This window comes from Maribellus sp. YY47, from assembly GCF_023111095.1.
GTDB lineage: Bacteria > Bacteroidota > Bacteroidia > Bacteroidales > Prolixibacteraceae > Draconibacterium.
The window spans coordinates 1-15961 of sequence record NZ_JALGYW010000021.1 but is presented as its reverse complement, the minus strand read 5'-3'; the positions used below and the strand labels follow the sequence as shown (position 1 = coordinate 15961).

Here is a 15961-nt window from a genome sequence, read left to right as displayed (position 1 = left end):
GATTATAATGAGAAGCTAAGTCCTAATGAAAGGGTTTTCTGCTGCGGATAATATCCGTTGTTAACCCCTGGCTGTTCAGGGTCGATATTGTATTTTGTAAGTCCGCTGAATGTAAGCAGGTTTGATCCCTCCATAAAGATTCTAATCCTGTCGAAGCCTGATTTGTTGATAACAGAGGCGGGGATTGTGTACCCGATCTGGAACGATTTTACACGGAGATAGTTTCCGTTTCTGTACCAGAAGGTTGAAGAGTAGGCATTGTTGGTGCTTACCGTTACCAGAGACAAACGAGGGAATTCCGCATTCTGATTGTCCGGTGTCCATGAATTTTCAGGTACAAATTCCGGAGTGTTACCCCCATGATAGAACATTCTGGTAAAGACAGTGTTATCCATTACACCTGAAGGATAAACCCCAGTCAATGCAACTGTACGCCCCAATCCTGATTGCAGCAGGATATCAAAGTCGAACCCTTTCCAACTTCCGTTGAGGTTGAGAGACGTTTGGAATTTTGCGTAGGGGCTTTTTCCTACATATCCCATATCCTGTGCATAAGAGATTTTGCCGTCACCATTGCGGTCTTTATATTTGATATACCCAGGCAGTACTGGCGATCCCGTAATTGTAGCAGAATTATCGATTTCTTCCTGTGTCTGGAATAAACCTTCAGCAATGAACCCGAGCTGTGCGCCTACTTCCTTGCCCGTCAATTTGAGGTAATCAGGAGTGTTCTCCGAATCGCCGGCATAGTAGAGCCATCTGCGTTTGGCCAGGGTTCCAATCCATTTTACGCCATAGTTGAAATCTCCAATTTTATTATTGTGCGTAACGGTAAAGTCAAAGCCCTTGTAGTCAATCTTGTTGACATTGTCTGTGCTGAAATAGTATCCGCCCATTGACGGAGGATAAGCTCCTCCCACACTGGCCAGCAAGTCGTATTGGTATTTATAGAATACATCCATTTCCACACCAAGTAGTCCTTTCCAGGCCATAAGTTCTACACCCACGTTATAGGTAATGGCTTTCGCCCAGGAAAGGTTCGGATTTCCCAATGTCCCCGAATAAATCATACTCTGGCGCTGGTTGCCCAAAATCAGTGCATTCGACTCAATGTTCATTAAATTAAGGTACTGGAAAGCACTAACGGCAGATGTAGCGGTCTTTCCGATTCCGCCTCTTAATTTGAGGTTATCTACCCAGGCAGATTGAAACCATTCCTCGTTGTTTAGTCTCCAGCCTAAAGAGACAGCAGGTAAATTGACCCATTGAGACCCGGACATTCCGTTAAAAAGGTAACTGCCGTCGCGGCGCATAGAAACTTCAAGCAGATAGCGGTTGTCATAATCATAATTCAACCTTCCAACAAAGCCAATCACTCTCGACTGACTGCTTCCTCCCGAAATAGACGGTATTTTCTCCTCACCGTTTCCTGTGGTGTTTGTGATCATACTCAGTTCATCCAGACTTAGGAAGTTAAGCCCATAGCCTGTAGCTCCCAAACTGTTTGAGAAGGCATTGCGGGTTTCTGCAAGTCCGAAAAAGTTGATCTTGTGTATACCGAACTGACGATCATATGTAACGCTTGACTGTGTAACTACATTTGTTGAGTTGTATGCACTTTCAGTCAGAGATGTATTTCCCGAATTGTTCTCGAAAGGCCCATAGCTGATCTCCTCTGTGGTAGTTCCCGGCAGCACTGCCATCATTGTCTTGAATGGTACGGTCAGTGATTTGTTGAACTGGAAAAATTTATCATAGGCTCCCATAAACTTCAGACTTAATCCTTTCATCCAGGGTGCATCGTAATTGAGCGAGAAATTGGTTTGGATGGTGGTGTTTCTGGTTCGTGCGTAACCTGATTCATAAATTGCTGCCAACGGACTTACAGGAGATGAGGCGGTACGTGTGGAAGTATAATACTCTTTTCCATCATCGGCTGTAATCGTTTTGGGAATATAGGGTAATGCACGAACAGCCTGTTGCGGGATATTGTGCCAGTCGCCAGGGTTTGCTGAGTAATTGGGGCGGTCATGTTCGTCGAGACGTCCTGCGACGTTCATCACCATGGTGAGTTGATCTGTGAGTTTCGCATCAATATTGGCCCTCATGTTGTAACGGGTATAGTTGAAGTTATCAACGTTCCCCTTTTGTTGAAAGGTACCCAAAGACGAGAAAAATTTCACTTTGTCGGTTCCGCCTGTTGCGCTAATGTTGTGATTCGTCGTTGATCCAATTCCAAAAACTTCATCGTACCAGTTGGTGTTACCCCAGCCATCTACTCCAGCTTTCATCTTTTCCACCTGTTCTGAAGTAAATAAAGGCTTGTCTCCATCCAGCTCCCGGGCCATGTTGTACCAGTAGGCATATCCCGGACCATCAAGCCATTCAATTTGATTGGTATTTTGGCTTATGCCGTAATTGCCGTTGTATGAAATGCCTAACTTCCCGTCTTTACCTCTTTTAGTAGTGACGATAACAACTGATGTGGCATTTAATCCATAAACTGAAGCGGAGGTGGCATCCTTGAGAATTGAGATCGATTCAATTTCGTTTGGATCGATTTCATTGATGCTTCTGATTACGCCATCTACAATATAGGTCGCACCCTCACCTCTTACAAGCAGTGAAGCACCGTCTTGTCCCGGTTGTCCTGATTGCTGCAACGAGGTAATACCTGCGACTCTGGCACCCAGTACGTTTGTCACGCCAACTATAGGGGCCTTGGCCAGTTCTGTTTCCGAAATTGTTGAAACGGCACCAGTTACACTGGTTTTGCGTTGGGTGCCATATCCTACAACCACAATTTCATCCAAACCTTCTGTTGATTCTTCGAGTTGTACATTTATTTTTTGCCGGCTTCCTACTTGTGTCTCCTGGGTTTTGTAACCGATAAAGGAGAATACAAGAATGGCATCACTATTTTCAACAGAAACCGAATAGTCACCGTTGGTGTCGGTAACAGTTCCAGTCATTTTTCCTTTTATGGTTACTGAGGCTCCAATCAGTGGTTCCCCGTTTGCTGCTGATACATTCCCTTTAACAAGCATTTGTGCAAATGCTTCCTGTGCAAACGAGCACAACGCGAGAACGAGCAGAAATCCATATTGATAAATTCTTTTTTTCATCATATCAATTCGCATTGATTAAATCTTAAAATGATCTTTGATCTTTTAGTGTAATTTTTTAGAAATATTTTTATATTTCTCAATTAATTGCATTCTATGTAAATGGCTGCAAATGCTCAAATCAAAAAATGAGGCAATCATTTATTTTTGCTATAGAATGTAGGTAGAGAGTTTTATTTCCGATTTTCTGATTAAGTCGAAAATATTTTCTAAATATAACTTAGAAAAAAAGTAAATTAGGCTTGCTTAAATTTACTTTAGAAGCCTGTCCTGTCGCGTGCTAAGCTTTGTGGCAGGCTTTTTTTGTTAAATAGTTCATTGTTATTTCATAATGCATTTTTTTATTAGGTTATTGTTTCATGTTTAAATTATATTAATTGTAATTGATTGAGAACGATGGCCCCAGCTCCTTTAATGGTTGCATCTTCGGTTGATGAAAACACTAGTTCACAATTCCGAAGCGGAAGAGAGAGGGTGGTATGGGTCATCCCCGATTTGATGGAATCAGCCAGGATATCCTGAGCCAGTGTGAATCCTCCGCCAATAATAATCAGACCGGGATTCAGTAGATTGATCATATTTCCCAGTGCCTTCCCCAGTTTAAAGCCTATGTTGTGGGTTAACGAAATGGATAAGGCATCGCCTTCCGATGCGGCCTTAAGTATATCCTGATATTTTATCTCAGTTAATTCTTTTTGTGTCAGCAATAGTGAAGTTTCCCCTTTTTCAATGTGCTCCTGAAAATCCTGTTCCAGTGCATGTCCGCCCACTTCTGTTCCGAGGCAACCTCTTTTGCCGCAGAGACAAAGCCGGTTGGAGTCGCCCAATTGAATGTGTCCGAATTCTCCGGCAAACCCCTGTTCGCCACCAATGATTTCTCCATTCGCAATAATGGCCAACCCCATTCCCCTGCTGAGGTTGAGGATAAATACGTTTTGAAAATTGCGTGCTTTTCCAAAATGTTGTTCAGCCAAACCTAAAACATGTGTGTCATTATCCACATATACGGGGAAAGCAAACTTCTGAGAGAAGAAATCGACCAATGAGCCGTCAAGAAAATTGAAATAGTTGTATGAATAACCTGTACGAGCGTTTACCCGTCCGGTAATTCCTATCCCCATGCCTAAGATTCTCTTTTGTTCAATTTTGGATTGATCAACCGCATTTTGAATAAACCCAACCACATATTCGAGACAATCGATTGAGTTTTCCAAAACGAAATTTTCGTCGCTGATAGAATAGATTTCCTCCATTTCCAGGTTGTATATCGCAAGAGATACACCTTTCAGGAGAATTACTAATCCGATGGAATAAGCATATTCCGGGTCCACTTTGTAAAGTACCGGCCGACGACCATTATCCGTTTCCTTTTTCCCCGACTCAATAATGATTTTATGGTTGATGAGTTCGTTGATGAGCTTGGTTCCGGTCGGCACACTTAGTCTCACTTTTTTGCATATTCCCGGAATCGTAAGCTCTTTTTCAGACCTGTTCAGCAAGGCTACGATTTTACGCTTTTGCGCCAGTTGACGGTTTTCGTTGTTGATGTCGTCTATATTTCTTGAAAACAAGTCCACGGTATAATTGCTATTTAATTTTATTTGACCTCGGCAAGTTTATAAATAAAATTATTAAATACAAAGTTAAAAATCAATATTTTGATTTAATGGGTGAATTATCGACTGTGTTTAACGAGGCCTGTTGGGGAAAATGACGATTACATTCGCAGTGCTGGCAGTTCAGACTGCTTATTTGGCTAGAGTTATGATGGAGGGAACTTTTTATTGCTGCTTTACGCCGAGGATTTTACTTTATCCGTTAAGCCGGAATCTAAATTTTACCTAATTTCAGATTTTATTTTACACTATGGATATCGACAGCATTTCATTGGCCAAAATTTACAAGAAACGGAAAACCGACCGTGATATATTTCAGGAACTGATGCCAACCAAGGTGAAAGAAGTGTTGTTGGTCGCCACTTTATACGATTCGTATTCGATTGTACGTGAAGGGCAATTTAGTGATAAGATCTTTGGCGAATATCTTCAGCTGAATTTGTACGCAGCACCACGTTTCACCAGTGTGCATACCATGGATGATGCATTGCTGACTCTGGAGCACCTCGATTTTGACCTAATTATTGTTATGGCAGGTGTCGACAAGGATTCGCCGGTAGCCACTGCACGGGCCATTCGGAATATTCGCCCATTGGTTCCTCTGCTGTTGCTGGTAAATAATAATGCCGATTTACGCTATTTTCAAAAGGAAAGGCGCCGGATCGATTTTGTCGACCGCATTTTTGTGTGGAATGGAAACTCCAATGTTTTCATGGCCATGATCAAATACATTGAAGACATTAAAAATGTGGCACGCGATACACAAAACGGGAACGTAAGGGTGATTTTGCTCGTGGAAGACAGTATTCAATATTACTCGCGTTACCTGCCAATGTTGTATGCCACGGTGATGACTCAAACGCAGGCGCTGATGAAAGATGATGCCAAGGATGAGCTGCATAAGATTTTACGGATGCGGGCGCGCCCAAAAGTTATTTTGGTAGATAACTACGAGGAGGCTGTGAAATTCATCAACAGTTACCGTCGTTACATTTTGTGTGTGATTTCGGACGTAAAATTCGAGAAGGACGGTGTTGAAAACGAAGATGCCGGAATTGAATTGCTAAAATATGCCAATAACACTTTCCGGTATCCAATGCCCTTGTTGTTGCAGTCGCACGATATTTCGAATGCTCAACGGGCCCGCGAGGTAGGTGCCGATTTCATCAACAAGAACTCGGAAAGTCTTTCCATGGACATTCTGAATTTTTTGTACCGCCGACTGGGTTTTGGCGACTTTGTTTTTAAAGATCTGAATGGTCTTCCCATCACCGAAGCGCGTAACCTCACCGAGTTTCAGGAGAGGTTAAGAGACGTACCGGCCGGAGCATTGCAATATCATGGTAGTCGTAATTCATTTTCAACCTGGCTGATGGCGCGTGGCGAAATCAATATGGCCGAGCAGTTACGCCCGGTGCAGATGACCGATTTTCCCACTCCGGAAGAACTGCGGCAGTTTTGCCTCGATGTGTTTAAAATGGTACGCTTCGAACGCCTGCGCGGAACCATCGTTAATTTTGATCCCGAATTTGTGAACTCCAGCCACTTTATTGTAAGGATGGCCAAAGGTTCGCTGGGCGGGAAGGGAAGAGGTATTGCTTTCATTTGTAATTTTATTGAGAATATCGACTTTCAGAAACTGATTCCGGGACTGAACATCCGGATTCCATCGACTGCAGTAATTGGCGCATTGCAGTTCGATAAGTTTGTGGAAATGAATAACCTCTACGACGATATTTATTCGCTGAACGATTACGAGGCGATTCGCCAGCATTTTATCGATTCGGAGTTCGACGAGCGGATCAGAAACCGGCTGATGGATTACCTGAAAGAGGTAAAACGCCCGCTGGCCGTGCGATCTTCCGGTTTGTTTGAAGATTCGTTGTTGCAACCTTTCTCCGGAGTTTATGCCACTTATCTGATTCCGAACAACCACGAAGATTTGAATGTCCGCTACCAGCAGCTCGAAACGGCTATCAAGCTGGTTTATTCGAGTATTTTTACCGACTCGGCGCAGGCGTATTTCGATGCTGTAAGCTATAAAATTGAGGAAGAAAAAATGGCCGTTGTGATTCAGGAAGTAGTGGGGCACGAGTATAACGGCAAGTTCTATCCCACGCTTTCGGGAGTTGCACAGTCGTACAATTACTACCCCATTTCCTATATGGAGCCTGATGACGGATTTTCGGTGGCTGCCGTGGGGTTGGGAATGTATGTGGTAGGTGGCGAAAATTCGTTTCGCTTTTGCCCGAAATACCCGCAGTTAAATGCTTCGGCTTTAAAAGACCAGCTGCGTGATACGCAAAAGGAATTTTATGCGATCGATTTAACCCAGCAGCAAATTAATATGATTGCTGACGGAGAAGGCGCCGCGATTAAAAAGTACCGGATCAAGGAAGCCGAGCAGGACGGGACGCTGGAGCATTCCGCGTCTACTTATCTGATCGAAAACGACGACCTGATCCCGGGAGTTCAGGGCCCCGGACCCAAAGTGATCGATTTTGCAAATATTCTGAAATATAACCACCTGCCGCTGGCCGATGCCTTGCAACTTTTGCTGAAGCTGTTCAAAGAGGCGATGGGCTCTCCGGTGGAAATTGAATACGCCATCGATATTGAACCGGCAGAAAACGGGTTGCCTACGCTTTATCTTTTGCAGATTAAGCCGTTGATCCGGATTGAGGAACAAGTGGAGGTGGACATCCGGGCTGTGGACGAAGACAAGGTGTTTATGTATACCGAGCGAGGGATGGGAAACGGGATTATTGAAGATATTCGCGATGTGGTGTATGTCGATCCCGACAAGTTCGACCGGCTGCGTACAAAACAAATGGCACAGGAAATCAGTCGCCTGAATGCCTATTTTGAAGAACAAAAACGGGAATACATCCTGATCGGGCCGGGGCGCTGGGGCTCACGCGATCCTTTTACCGGAATTCCCGTGCTTTGGGCCAACATCTCCAAAGCCAGGATCATTGTAGAAATAGGGCTGCCCGATTTTCCGCTTGATGCTTCCCTGGGTTCTCATTTCTTCCATAATGTAACCTCGATGAACGTGGGTTATTTTTCGGTTCCGCATAACTCGCGAACATCGAAACTGAAAATGGAAGCCTTGCAGCAACAGGAAGTAATGCACCAAAGCGAATTTATAAAACATGTGCATTTTGATAAACCGCTTACGATTTTAATGAATGGCCGCGAAAGAAAGGCATTGATTCATTGTTAGAGAAATTTGGGGCTGAAGTGCAAAGACGCGGGCATCAGGTATTTTTTGAGTTTTTGCGGATTTCATTAACCTAAACCGACATTCTGGTGTTTTTAAAATCCTTGTTAAGGACAGGATGGGTGAGATGTCAGTTGAAACGTAAAATGGTGAACGAGTCAGCACATTAGGAGTGCTACTTGAAGCTTTGGAAAGGAAAAGAATCTTTACTTAAGTCAATATAATATTTTCGACCATGAAAAAACTGCACCCCGTTGTAATGCTGCTTTTAACTTTTGCAATTTCTTTTTACTCGTATTCGCAGCAGGTAAGCATTTCCGAAGCCATGGTAAGCTTTAAAACTTACCCGTACTCCGATCCCGATCCGGTAGCCAAAATCACGCATTTTTACCCGTATTACCGTTTCGATGGTTTTACCAATACTCCGGTTGAGCAAGAGTGGAAAATTGTTACGCTTGAAAATCCTTACATAAAAGTGTTAGTCGCTCCTGAAATGGGAGGGAAAGTATTGGGCGCCATTGACAAAGCTTCGGGAGAAGAATTTATTTACTTCAACAAGGTGGTAAAATTCAGGGATATTGCCATGCGGGGCGCCTGGACTTCGGGAGGCATCGAATTTAATTTTGGCTCAATCGGTCATGCGCCAACCACGGCTTCTCCGGTAAACTACCTTCTTCGGAATAATCCCGATGGAAGCGTGAGCTGTATTGTTGGAGCTCCCGACATTACCTCGCGCACTGAGTGGAGGGTGGAGATTCGCCTCCAACCCGATAAATCATATTTCGAAACCAGGGCGATCTGGTACAATCCTTCCGATTTGAACACTTCGCTGTATAACTGGTCAACCGCGTCGCTTGATGTGTCCGACGATTTGGAATATTATTTCCCGGGCGATACCGAAATCGGGCATGTTGGCGAAACCGGGTCCTGGCCGGTAAACAATAATGGGGTTGATGTTTCGAAATATCCAAACAATAATTTTGGCGGCCCAAAATCGTATCATGTTTTGGGTGAATATGCCGATTATTTCCTGTGTTATTTTCGGGATAAGAAATTTGGCCTAGGGCATTGGGCGCCTTACGACGAAAAACCCGGAAAGAAAATCTGGATGTGGGCACTCTCGCGTGAAGGTGAAATCTGGAAAGATCTTTTAACCGACCCGGGGAACAAGCAATATACCGAAATACAAACCGGCTTCCTGTTTAACCAGGCCTCGCCCAACAGCACGTTAACGCCTTATAAACATCAGTTTTTTTATGCGGGCTCGGAACACAAATTTACGGAGTTGTGGTTTCCGGTAAAAGACATTGGCGGAATGGTAAAGGCCAATCGTTTTGGCTCGCTGAATGTAGAGCAGAAGAACGGTAAACTAACGCTTGGATTTTGTGCCAATCAGGAGGTAAAAGAAAAGATTACGATACTTTCTGATGGGAAAATATTGGTCAGTAAAGATGTTGATTTGCAACCTACCGAGGCTTTTGTTGATTCGTTTGATATTGCTGATGAGAACCTGGAAGTTCGTATTGGAGACCTGATGTCGTATTCCACTTCAGAAAGAAAGGAGAGACTTAGTGAAAAACCCCGGCAATTGAGCCCTGAATACGATTGGAACAAGCCCGATGCACTTTTTATTTCGGGTGTGGAAAAAGAACGCCAGAGAGATTATGCCGGTGCTGCAGAAATTTATTCCCGGGTACTCGAAGAAAATCCTTTTTATGCCGATGCGCTGGTAAAAATGGGCGGACTTCGGCTTCGTGCAATGAACGATGAGGAAGCTGAGAAATACCTGATGAAGGCACTTTCTGTCGATACGTATCATCCGGAAGCCAATTATTTGCTCGGCTTGATTTATCAGCGGCAGCAGAAATTTTTTAAGGCGCTCGAGGCTTACAGTGTGGCTGCCCGTTCGGTGGCTTTTAAAACCTTGGCTTACACAAAAATTGCAGGTATCTATTTCCTTCAAAAAGAATTTGATTCCTGTTTGAGGTATGCAGATCAGGCCTTGGATTACGATCGGAATAACATCAATGCACTGATGATTGAAGCGCTGGCTTACGAACATTTGGGAAAGGCTCAAAAGCGGGAATCGGCGCTTGACGCAATTTTAGCGCTTGATCCGTTGAATACTTTTGCCCGTTTTGAAAAACAGGATGATTTCGCAACCGTGTTAAACTATGAAATGCCGCAGCAGATTTGTCTGGAACAAGCCATTGTCTACCACGCATTGGGCTGCGACGACAAGGCTGTAAAAATATTACAGGCTGTTGAACCGGGCCCCATCGGAAATTACTGGCTGGCGTTTCTTACCAACGATAATACCTACCTCGACAAAGCGCTTTCCGGTTCGCCTTACCTGGTGTATCCTTCGCGAAACGAAACCTACGAAGTATTGAAAGGAGCAGAAGAAAAAGTGCCGTCGTGGAAAACAAAATATTACCTCGCCCTGCTGACCTGGTCGAAAGGAAATAAAGAGGACGCCGGACAGTATTTAAAAGCATGCAACTCCGAACCCGATTTCGATGGTTTTTATCTTACGCGTTATCATTTTATGAGCGGAGATGAGGCGTACGACGGGGAGGCTGACCTCCGAAAAGCCCTGACGTTGAATGATCAGAACTGGCGGAACTATCTGGAGTTGTCGAATTATTTTCATGGGAAACAGCAGTTTGAGGAAGCCTTAAGCTGGGCCGAAAAAGGTGCTGCTTTATTCCCTAATAATTATGTTCTGGCCTACCAGAAAGCAAAGGAGTTGTTGCTAAACGAACAATACAGCAGCGCTTTCGACCTGCTGGGAAAAACCACCATCTTACCGAACGAAGGTGCTCGTGCCGGGCGGTTGATCTGGCGGCAGTCGGCGCTTATGACTGCAGTTCAGAATTTGAAATCCGGAAAATCGTCAAAAGCGTTCAAGCAAATTCAAATGGCGCGTGAATGGCCCGAAAGTCTTGGCGTTGGAAAACCGTATGAAACCGACGAGCGAATTGAAGATGCGCTGGAGAGTTTGTACTGGACGAAAAAGGGGGACACTAAAAAAGCGAATGAACTGAAAAACCGGGTGATCGATTACTCAAAAAGTAAAAACAAGTATTCAGTAAGCTCTTTACTCGCAGCTTTGTTCATGAAACAGGCCGGTAATGTTGATGAAGCCAGAAGTTTACTGCAAGAGTGGAAATCGGCCCAGGCGAACAACCCGGTTGCGGCGTGGGCGTACGAAATGCTTTTTGGTTCGGAAACTAAAGCTGCTGCTTTGCAAAGCCAGATTAAAGCCACAAGCGGAGGCAGCTTGTTAACCTCCGATGTGGGCCTCGTTCTGGCAGTATTCAATGCAATAAACGAATAACAACCGAATCCGGATTATTAAGTCACGAAGATGCTGTTTCGCATTAATTCGCGACTGCTGCTTGTAACGGCACAAACTGCTGAGTGAGCGTATCCTGCTCAACCTGCCAAAGTCGGAATCCGAAAGGACGCTTGTCGAAGTTATTGCTGGTGGTTTCACCGCTAACCAGTTGAATGTTTTCATACTGGTTGATGGTCAGCTGGTGAGTGTGCCCCGACAGGTAAGCAACCACATTGTTTTGTTGAAACAAGTCAAGTAATTCCTGTCTTTTTACTAAAGGAAGATTAAAATATTCATCCTTCTCGTCCGGTGCGTTTATAAATAGCGGATAATGCCCGATTACCACCACCGGATGTTTTTTAAGGCTTTTGTTTTTCAGCGTCTCTTTAAACCAGCTGTCGTGTTTTTCAGATTCGTTTTCGACATCTGCCTTCCATAACAGGGTATTGGTCACGATAAATGAATATCCCTTGTTTTCAAATTCAAAATAATCCTTACCGATCGTATTCCGGTAGTAGGCAAGGGTGGTGTCATTCGGCGTATTGCCAATGTCGTGATTCCCCGGAGCCAGGTAACAAGGCATATGAAATCCGGCCATAACCGCTTTAAAGTCGGAATAAGAACTGTCGTTTGCCGTATTGACCAGGTCGCCGCAGATGACCACAAAATCGGGATTGAGCTCATTGATCTGCTCAACGGCTTGTTGGAATTTTACCATGTCATGTTCATAACCGTCGGTGCCAAATCCCAGCTGGGTATCGCATATCTGGGCAAACGAAAAGGCTTGTTGCTTTTTTTCTGCGCAGGAAATACCAAAGACAAATAATGCAAGGAACAAATAGTTGCGGAATTGCGAAATCATATTGTTTTTTTATGGTTGGTTTATGTCGTGTAGATTGTATAAGGAATCCCGGATTTCCGGGATTCCTTATACAATCTGTTTTGGTAAAACACCCGGTTTATTCAGCTTCTGCCTGTGTGGCATCGTCCCAGTTGTCGGTTCTGAACGACGAAGCGGGTAAAAGATTGGCATCGTAAAGCGTGCCAACTACCCAGTTGCGCCAGGCATATCTTACTGCCACAGGATTGGGTACTTTTTCATTTTTTACAAGAACTTCTTTTCGGTTGATGATTTTGGCATCTGCCGGGTAAAATACTTTATCTTCTCCAGCAATTTCAAATCCTTCCAGCTCATCATAGGCAAAAAGTCCGGTTTCAGCGTTTTTAAATTTTAAAACCAATCCACCATCTTTTACTTCCTGCGAATTATAAACCGGCCCTGCATAATCAATTTTAGTAAATCCGTAGGTTTGGTTCAGTGCGTTGAACAGTAACCTGTCGGCCACTTCTTTCTTTTTGGGCGGATGAATACAGTAGTCGTCGCCAATATCCATGGTCACAGCCATGCCCGAATTCGGAATCAGATCGAGGCACTGCAACTGTGTTTCGCGGATAAATGCCGAATTCTCTGCGCCCTGGAATGCGTTGTTTCCCCCGTAAATATAGGGCGCAATTTGTACGTAATAGAACGGGAAATCGCCGATTCCCCATCGCGTGCGCCAGTCTTTTACCATGGCAGGGAAAAGCTTTTTGTAATTCTCTGGCTCCATTCGGTTCGATTCTCCCTGGTACCATAATGCACCTTTGATGGTGTACGGAATTAGGGGATGAATCATCGCATTGTATAGTACGGTAGGAATTTGATTGGTTTGTTTTGAAAGATCTACTCCATCCAGGTTGACTTCCTGGTAGTTGCTTATCACATCTTTGCTGATCCATGCCTGAACAGAACTCCCTCCCCATGAAGTGTGTATCATACCTACCGGAACATCCAAAATTTCTTGTAAATCTTGTCCAAAGAAATAAGCAACGGCGCTAAAATCCGATACATTTTCGGGACCGGCTTCCTGCCAGGTCGTGTACTTTTCAACATCCTTGAAAGGTGTTTTCGAGCCAACCCGATCTACGGTGAATAAACGTAAATTCGGATTCCGTGACTTTGCTGTGGCCATTACAGAACCAAAGGTAGGTTGCCCTTCGTAACCCTTTACGGGTTGCTGCATGTTCGATTGCCCCGAACACAACCAGACTTCCCCAAACAGGATATTTTCCAATGAAATGTCTGATGCTTTGCTGGTGATTTTTATAGTTTGCGGTTCTTTGCTGTTGGTTGTTTTTACTTCACAACGCCAGTCGCCATTTTCGTCGGCTTTAATTTTTATGGCGTCCTTTAGCCACGAAGCCTTAAGCGTGATTTCTTCTTTGGCATCGGCCCAACCCCACAGTTCAACGGTGGTGTTACGTTGCAAAACCATGTTCGACGAAACAATTGCCGGAAGTTTTACCTCGGCTTGAATGGACTGCAGAAACAGCAGATTACAGAGTGTTACCAGGATAACTAATGATACTCTTTTCATTTTTTAGATATTATTTTATTTGTAATAGTTGATCATTTTTGTTGCACAATTATATCCGATAAAAATTCATTTTCGGGCAATATAAATGAGTTTTGTGAAGCTTTTCCAGGCCGCCGTTTCTCATTGTGTTTTTGAATATTGGATTTTTCGAGTCCTAAAAATAGCTTTAAATGATGGACTTTTGAGCATAGGATAAGAAAAAATAGTGCACTGTTGTTCGGGTACTTTATCTTTCAATGTTGTGCGTTTGCGCTTGGCTCAGTCACTTTCTGTTGTATTGAGAAGGGATTTTGATTTCTCAATGCTCTCTGCAGGGGGCTTAAAATTGTTTGCTGGCGCAGATTTGTAATCGGTGCCATTGCTGAACCCAAAATCACCGCTGTTTCCTACGACTTAATCCCGAGTATTCGGAACCGTATACGAGACCCGTATCCGTCAGCCGACGGATGATGTGAGAGGCGCTCCGGTGGGCTATTGGCTCACCGGCCGTCTACTCGATTATGGGCTGCTTTTTATTTTGAATCCATTTTATTAATGATTTCTCTTAATAGATTATTTTGTTCTTGTCTCAAAGAGATGAACTTGTTAACCCATTTATAAATCAAAAAAAGTATTCCAAATATTATAGCGATATAGACAATCACTATCAGAAAAGGTAAGAAAGGCATGATACTCATAATTTCAATTTTACGTTTTTATTTATTTTTCTGCAATCGTATATTTTATTTTTTAATTACATTCTTATAGAAATTACTTATGCTCGTTGAAACACATTTCCCTGGCATAAACAAGACATTGATTATTACAAGAAAACGGTTTATGTCATCTGAAATTCTAAAAGGATTGTCGATTAAAAATGGAACCCAACCTAAATTTTCCGAATTTGGTCTTACTCTAATTTTAAATGAAATGAGGAGATAGATAAATATGATGGCATTTACTCTCAATATGTAGCCAAAGTCACTGTAATGTTTGGGTTGATTAAGAAATAGATATTCAATTAGACCTAAAATTATCAATGAAATTGCAAATCTAATATTGATGAATTTTTTGTGATAATTTTTTCCATTGTCATTTAAGTCAATTTCTCCTACTTGTCCCGGATTAATTAATTCTCCGATTATTTCAAATACACTCATATATAGTTTCCTGTTTTCTGTAAGCTTTAACGTTATTTTATCGGTTTTCAAAGTTGCACACAACGTATGTGTAAATACACCATTGCATTTATAACAACTATCAGGTGCCGCATGTGTAGTTCTTTTGTGTAATGGCGTATTCAAGGCTATAGATATTTAGTTTTGGTAACTGGCGGAATAAAAGTAAACATAAATAGGATTAAAGTTACCGCCGAAAATATGTTATGGAGTAGTTTTCAGGGGTTAGGGGGTACTTCAGAGGTGGGGAGGGGTACTTCCGAAGTGGGGAGGGGTACTTCGGAGGGCTGCGTTTGGGCCTCGGAGCCCCAACGTTGAGGCTCGGAGAAACTAATTTTCGCCTTTTTTGTTAAAAACCGGGGCTCGGAGGTTCAAGCTCGGGGCTCAATTGTTAAAATTTTGAGCAATTAGGTTCAATCTTGAGGCTCAATTGTTAAAATTCGGGGTAAAAAGGCTCTCGTTTGAGGCTCGGAGGGTCAAATTAGTTTCTCTGAGCTCAAAATTAGTTTCTCTGAGGCCCAAGCGCATACCCCGGAGGGGTGGCATTGGGGCTCGGAGGGTCAAATCAAGCTACACTTTGCAAATTTATGCTGGAAATTCCCATTTCGTATGTTAACTGCCCCGATAATTTTCCCAGTAGTTCTCTGGTTGCGTTGAAACGATATTGCGTTGCTGCCTGATTGGGGCTTTGCCCCAAACCCCACTTCATTTTTCTCCTTAGATGAGAAAAACGAAGCACGAAAAAGGCATTTTGAGCATCAAGTCAAAATTAACCTTGGTAATTTTTCAATGAAGCTATTTGGCCCGATTGACGGAATTTTGACGCGCCCGCACAAGGTTAAAGCATAAAATAAAAATAATGGCAGCTTTCTTTATTCAGCATTTTCGTTTTTTTGAATTGCGTAACAGGGCAAAAAAAGGTGCAGACATTGCCGCACCTCTTTTTTTCACTAACAAATGTCTCGTCCTGAAATAGCGTTACACAAAAAGTAGCGTTATGAAAGAAATCAATCATTCACAGTACGTTAAGCGTACACAGAAGGACTATTCGATGTCCTTTAAATTGCAAGTTGTCACTGAGAT

7 protein-coding genes are annotated in these 15961 nt (G+C 43.2%); 2 read left to right on the top strand and 5 right to left on the bottom strand.

What is annotated here, in order from left to right:
- Window positions 1–2: 2 nt before the first annotated feature.
- Both MR764_RS15910 and MR764_RS15905 read right to left on the bottom strand, forming a co-directional pair.
- Window positions 3–3128 (bottom strand): TonB-dependent receptor, encoded by a 3126-nt coding sequence (locus MR764_RS15910; protein ID WP_247980434.1) that lies wholly within the window; start codon window positions 3126–3128, stop codon window positions 3–5.
- Window positions 3129–3493: 365 nt separating this feature from the next.
- The gene (locus MR764_RS15905; RefSeq protein WP_247980433.1) at window positions 3494–4702 is read right to left on the bottom strand and encodes an ROK family protein; all 1209 of its coding nucleotides are present in this window, start codon (window positions 4700–4702) and stop codon (window positions 3494–3496) included.
- Between the two features lie 289 nt (window positions 4703–4991).
- Between MR764_RS15905 and MR764_RS15900 the strand changes: the two genes are divergently transcribed.
- Window positions 4992–7967: a PEP/pyruvate-binding domain-containing protein gene (locus MR764_RS15900; RefSeq protein ID WP_247980432.1), complete on the top strand. Its 2976-nt coding sequence runs from the start codon at window positions 4992–4994 to the stop codon at window positions 7965–7967.
- A gap of 232 nt (window positions 7968–8199) precedes the next feature.
- Window positions 8200–11304, top strand: a complete 3105-nt coding sequence (locus MR764_RS15895; protein WP_247980431.1) for a DUF5107 domain-containing protein — start codon at window positions 8200–8202, stop codon at window positions 11302–11304.
- 43 nt (window positions 11305–11347) lie between these two features.
- Here the strand turns inward: MR764_RS15895 and MR764_RS15890 are convergent, their stop codons facing one another.
- From MR764_RS15890 to MR764_RS15880, 3 genes are all read right to left on the bottom strand, one after another.
- Window positions 11348–12166: a metallophosphoesterase gene (locus MR764_RS15890; protein ID WP_247980430.1), complete on the bottom strand. Its 819-nt coding sequence runs from the start codon at window positions 12164–12166 to the stop codon at window positions 11348–11350.
- 97 nt (window positions 12167–12263) lie between these two features.
- The gene (locus MR764_RS15885; protein ID WP_247980429.1) at window positions 12264–13721 is read right to left on the bottom strand and encodes a sialate O-acetylesterase; all 1458 of its coding nucleotides are present in this window, start codon (window positions 13719–13721) and stop codon (window positions 12264–12266) included.
- Between the two features lie 722 nt (window positions 13722–14443).
- Window positions 14444–15004, bottom strand: a complete 561-nt coding sequence (locus MR764_RS15880) for a hypothetical protein (RefSeq protein WP_247980428.1) — start codon at window positions 15002–15004, stop codon at window positions 14444–14446.
- Window positions 15005–15961: the final 957 nt, after the last annotated feature.

What these genes read in the sequence shown, in the direction of transcription:
- MR764_RS15910 (WP_247980434.1), bottom strand. Translation starts at nt 3,128, where the DNA reads ATGATGAAAAAAAGAATTTATCAATATGGATTTCTGCTCGTTCTCGCG.
- MR764_RS15900 (WP_247980432.1), top strand. Translation starts at nt 4,992, where the DNA reads ATGGATATCGACAGCATTTCATTGGCCAAAATTTACAAGAAACGGAAA.
- MR764_RS15895 (WP_247980431.1), top strand. Translation starts at nt 8,200, where the DNA reads ATGAAAAAACTGCACCCCGTTGTAATGCTGCTTTTAACTTTTGCAATT.
- MR764_RS15890 (WP_247980430.1), bottom strand. Translation starts at nt 12,166, where the DNA reads ATGATTTCGCAATTCCGCAACTATTTGTTCCTTGCATTATTTGTCTTT.
- MR764_RS15885 (WP_247980429.1), bottom strand. Translation starts at nt 13,721, where the DNA reads ATGAAAAGAGTATCATTAGTTATCCTGGTAACACTCTGTAATCTGCTG.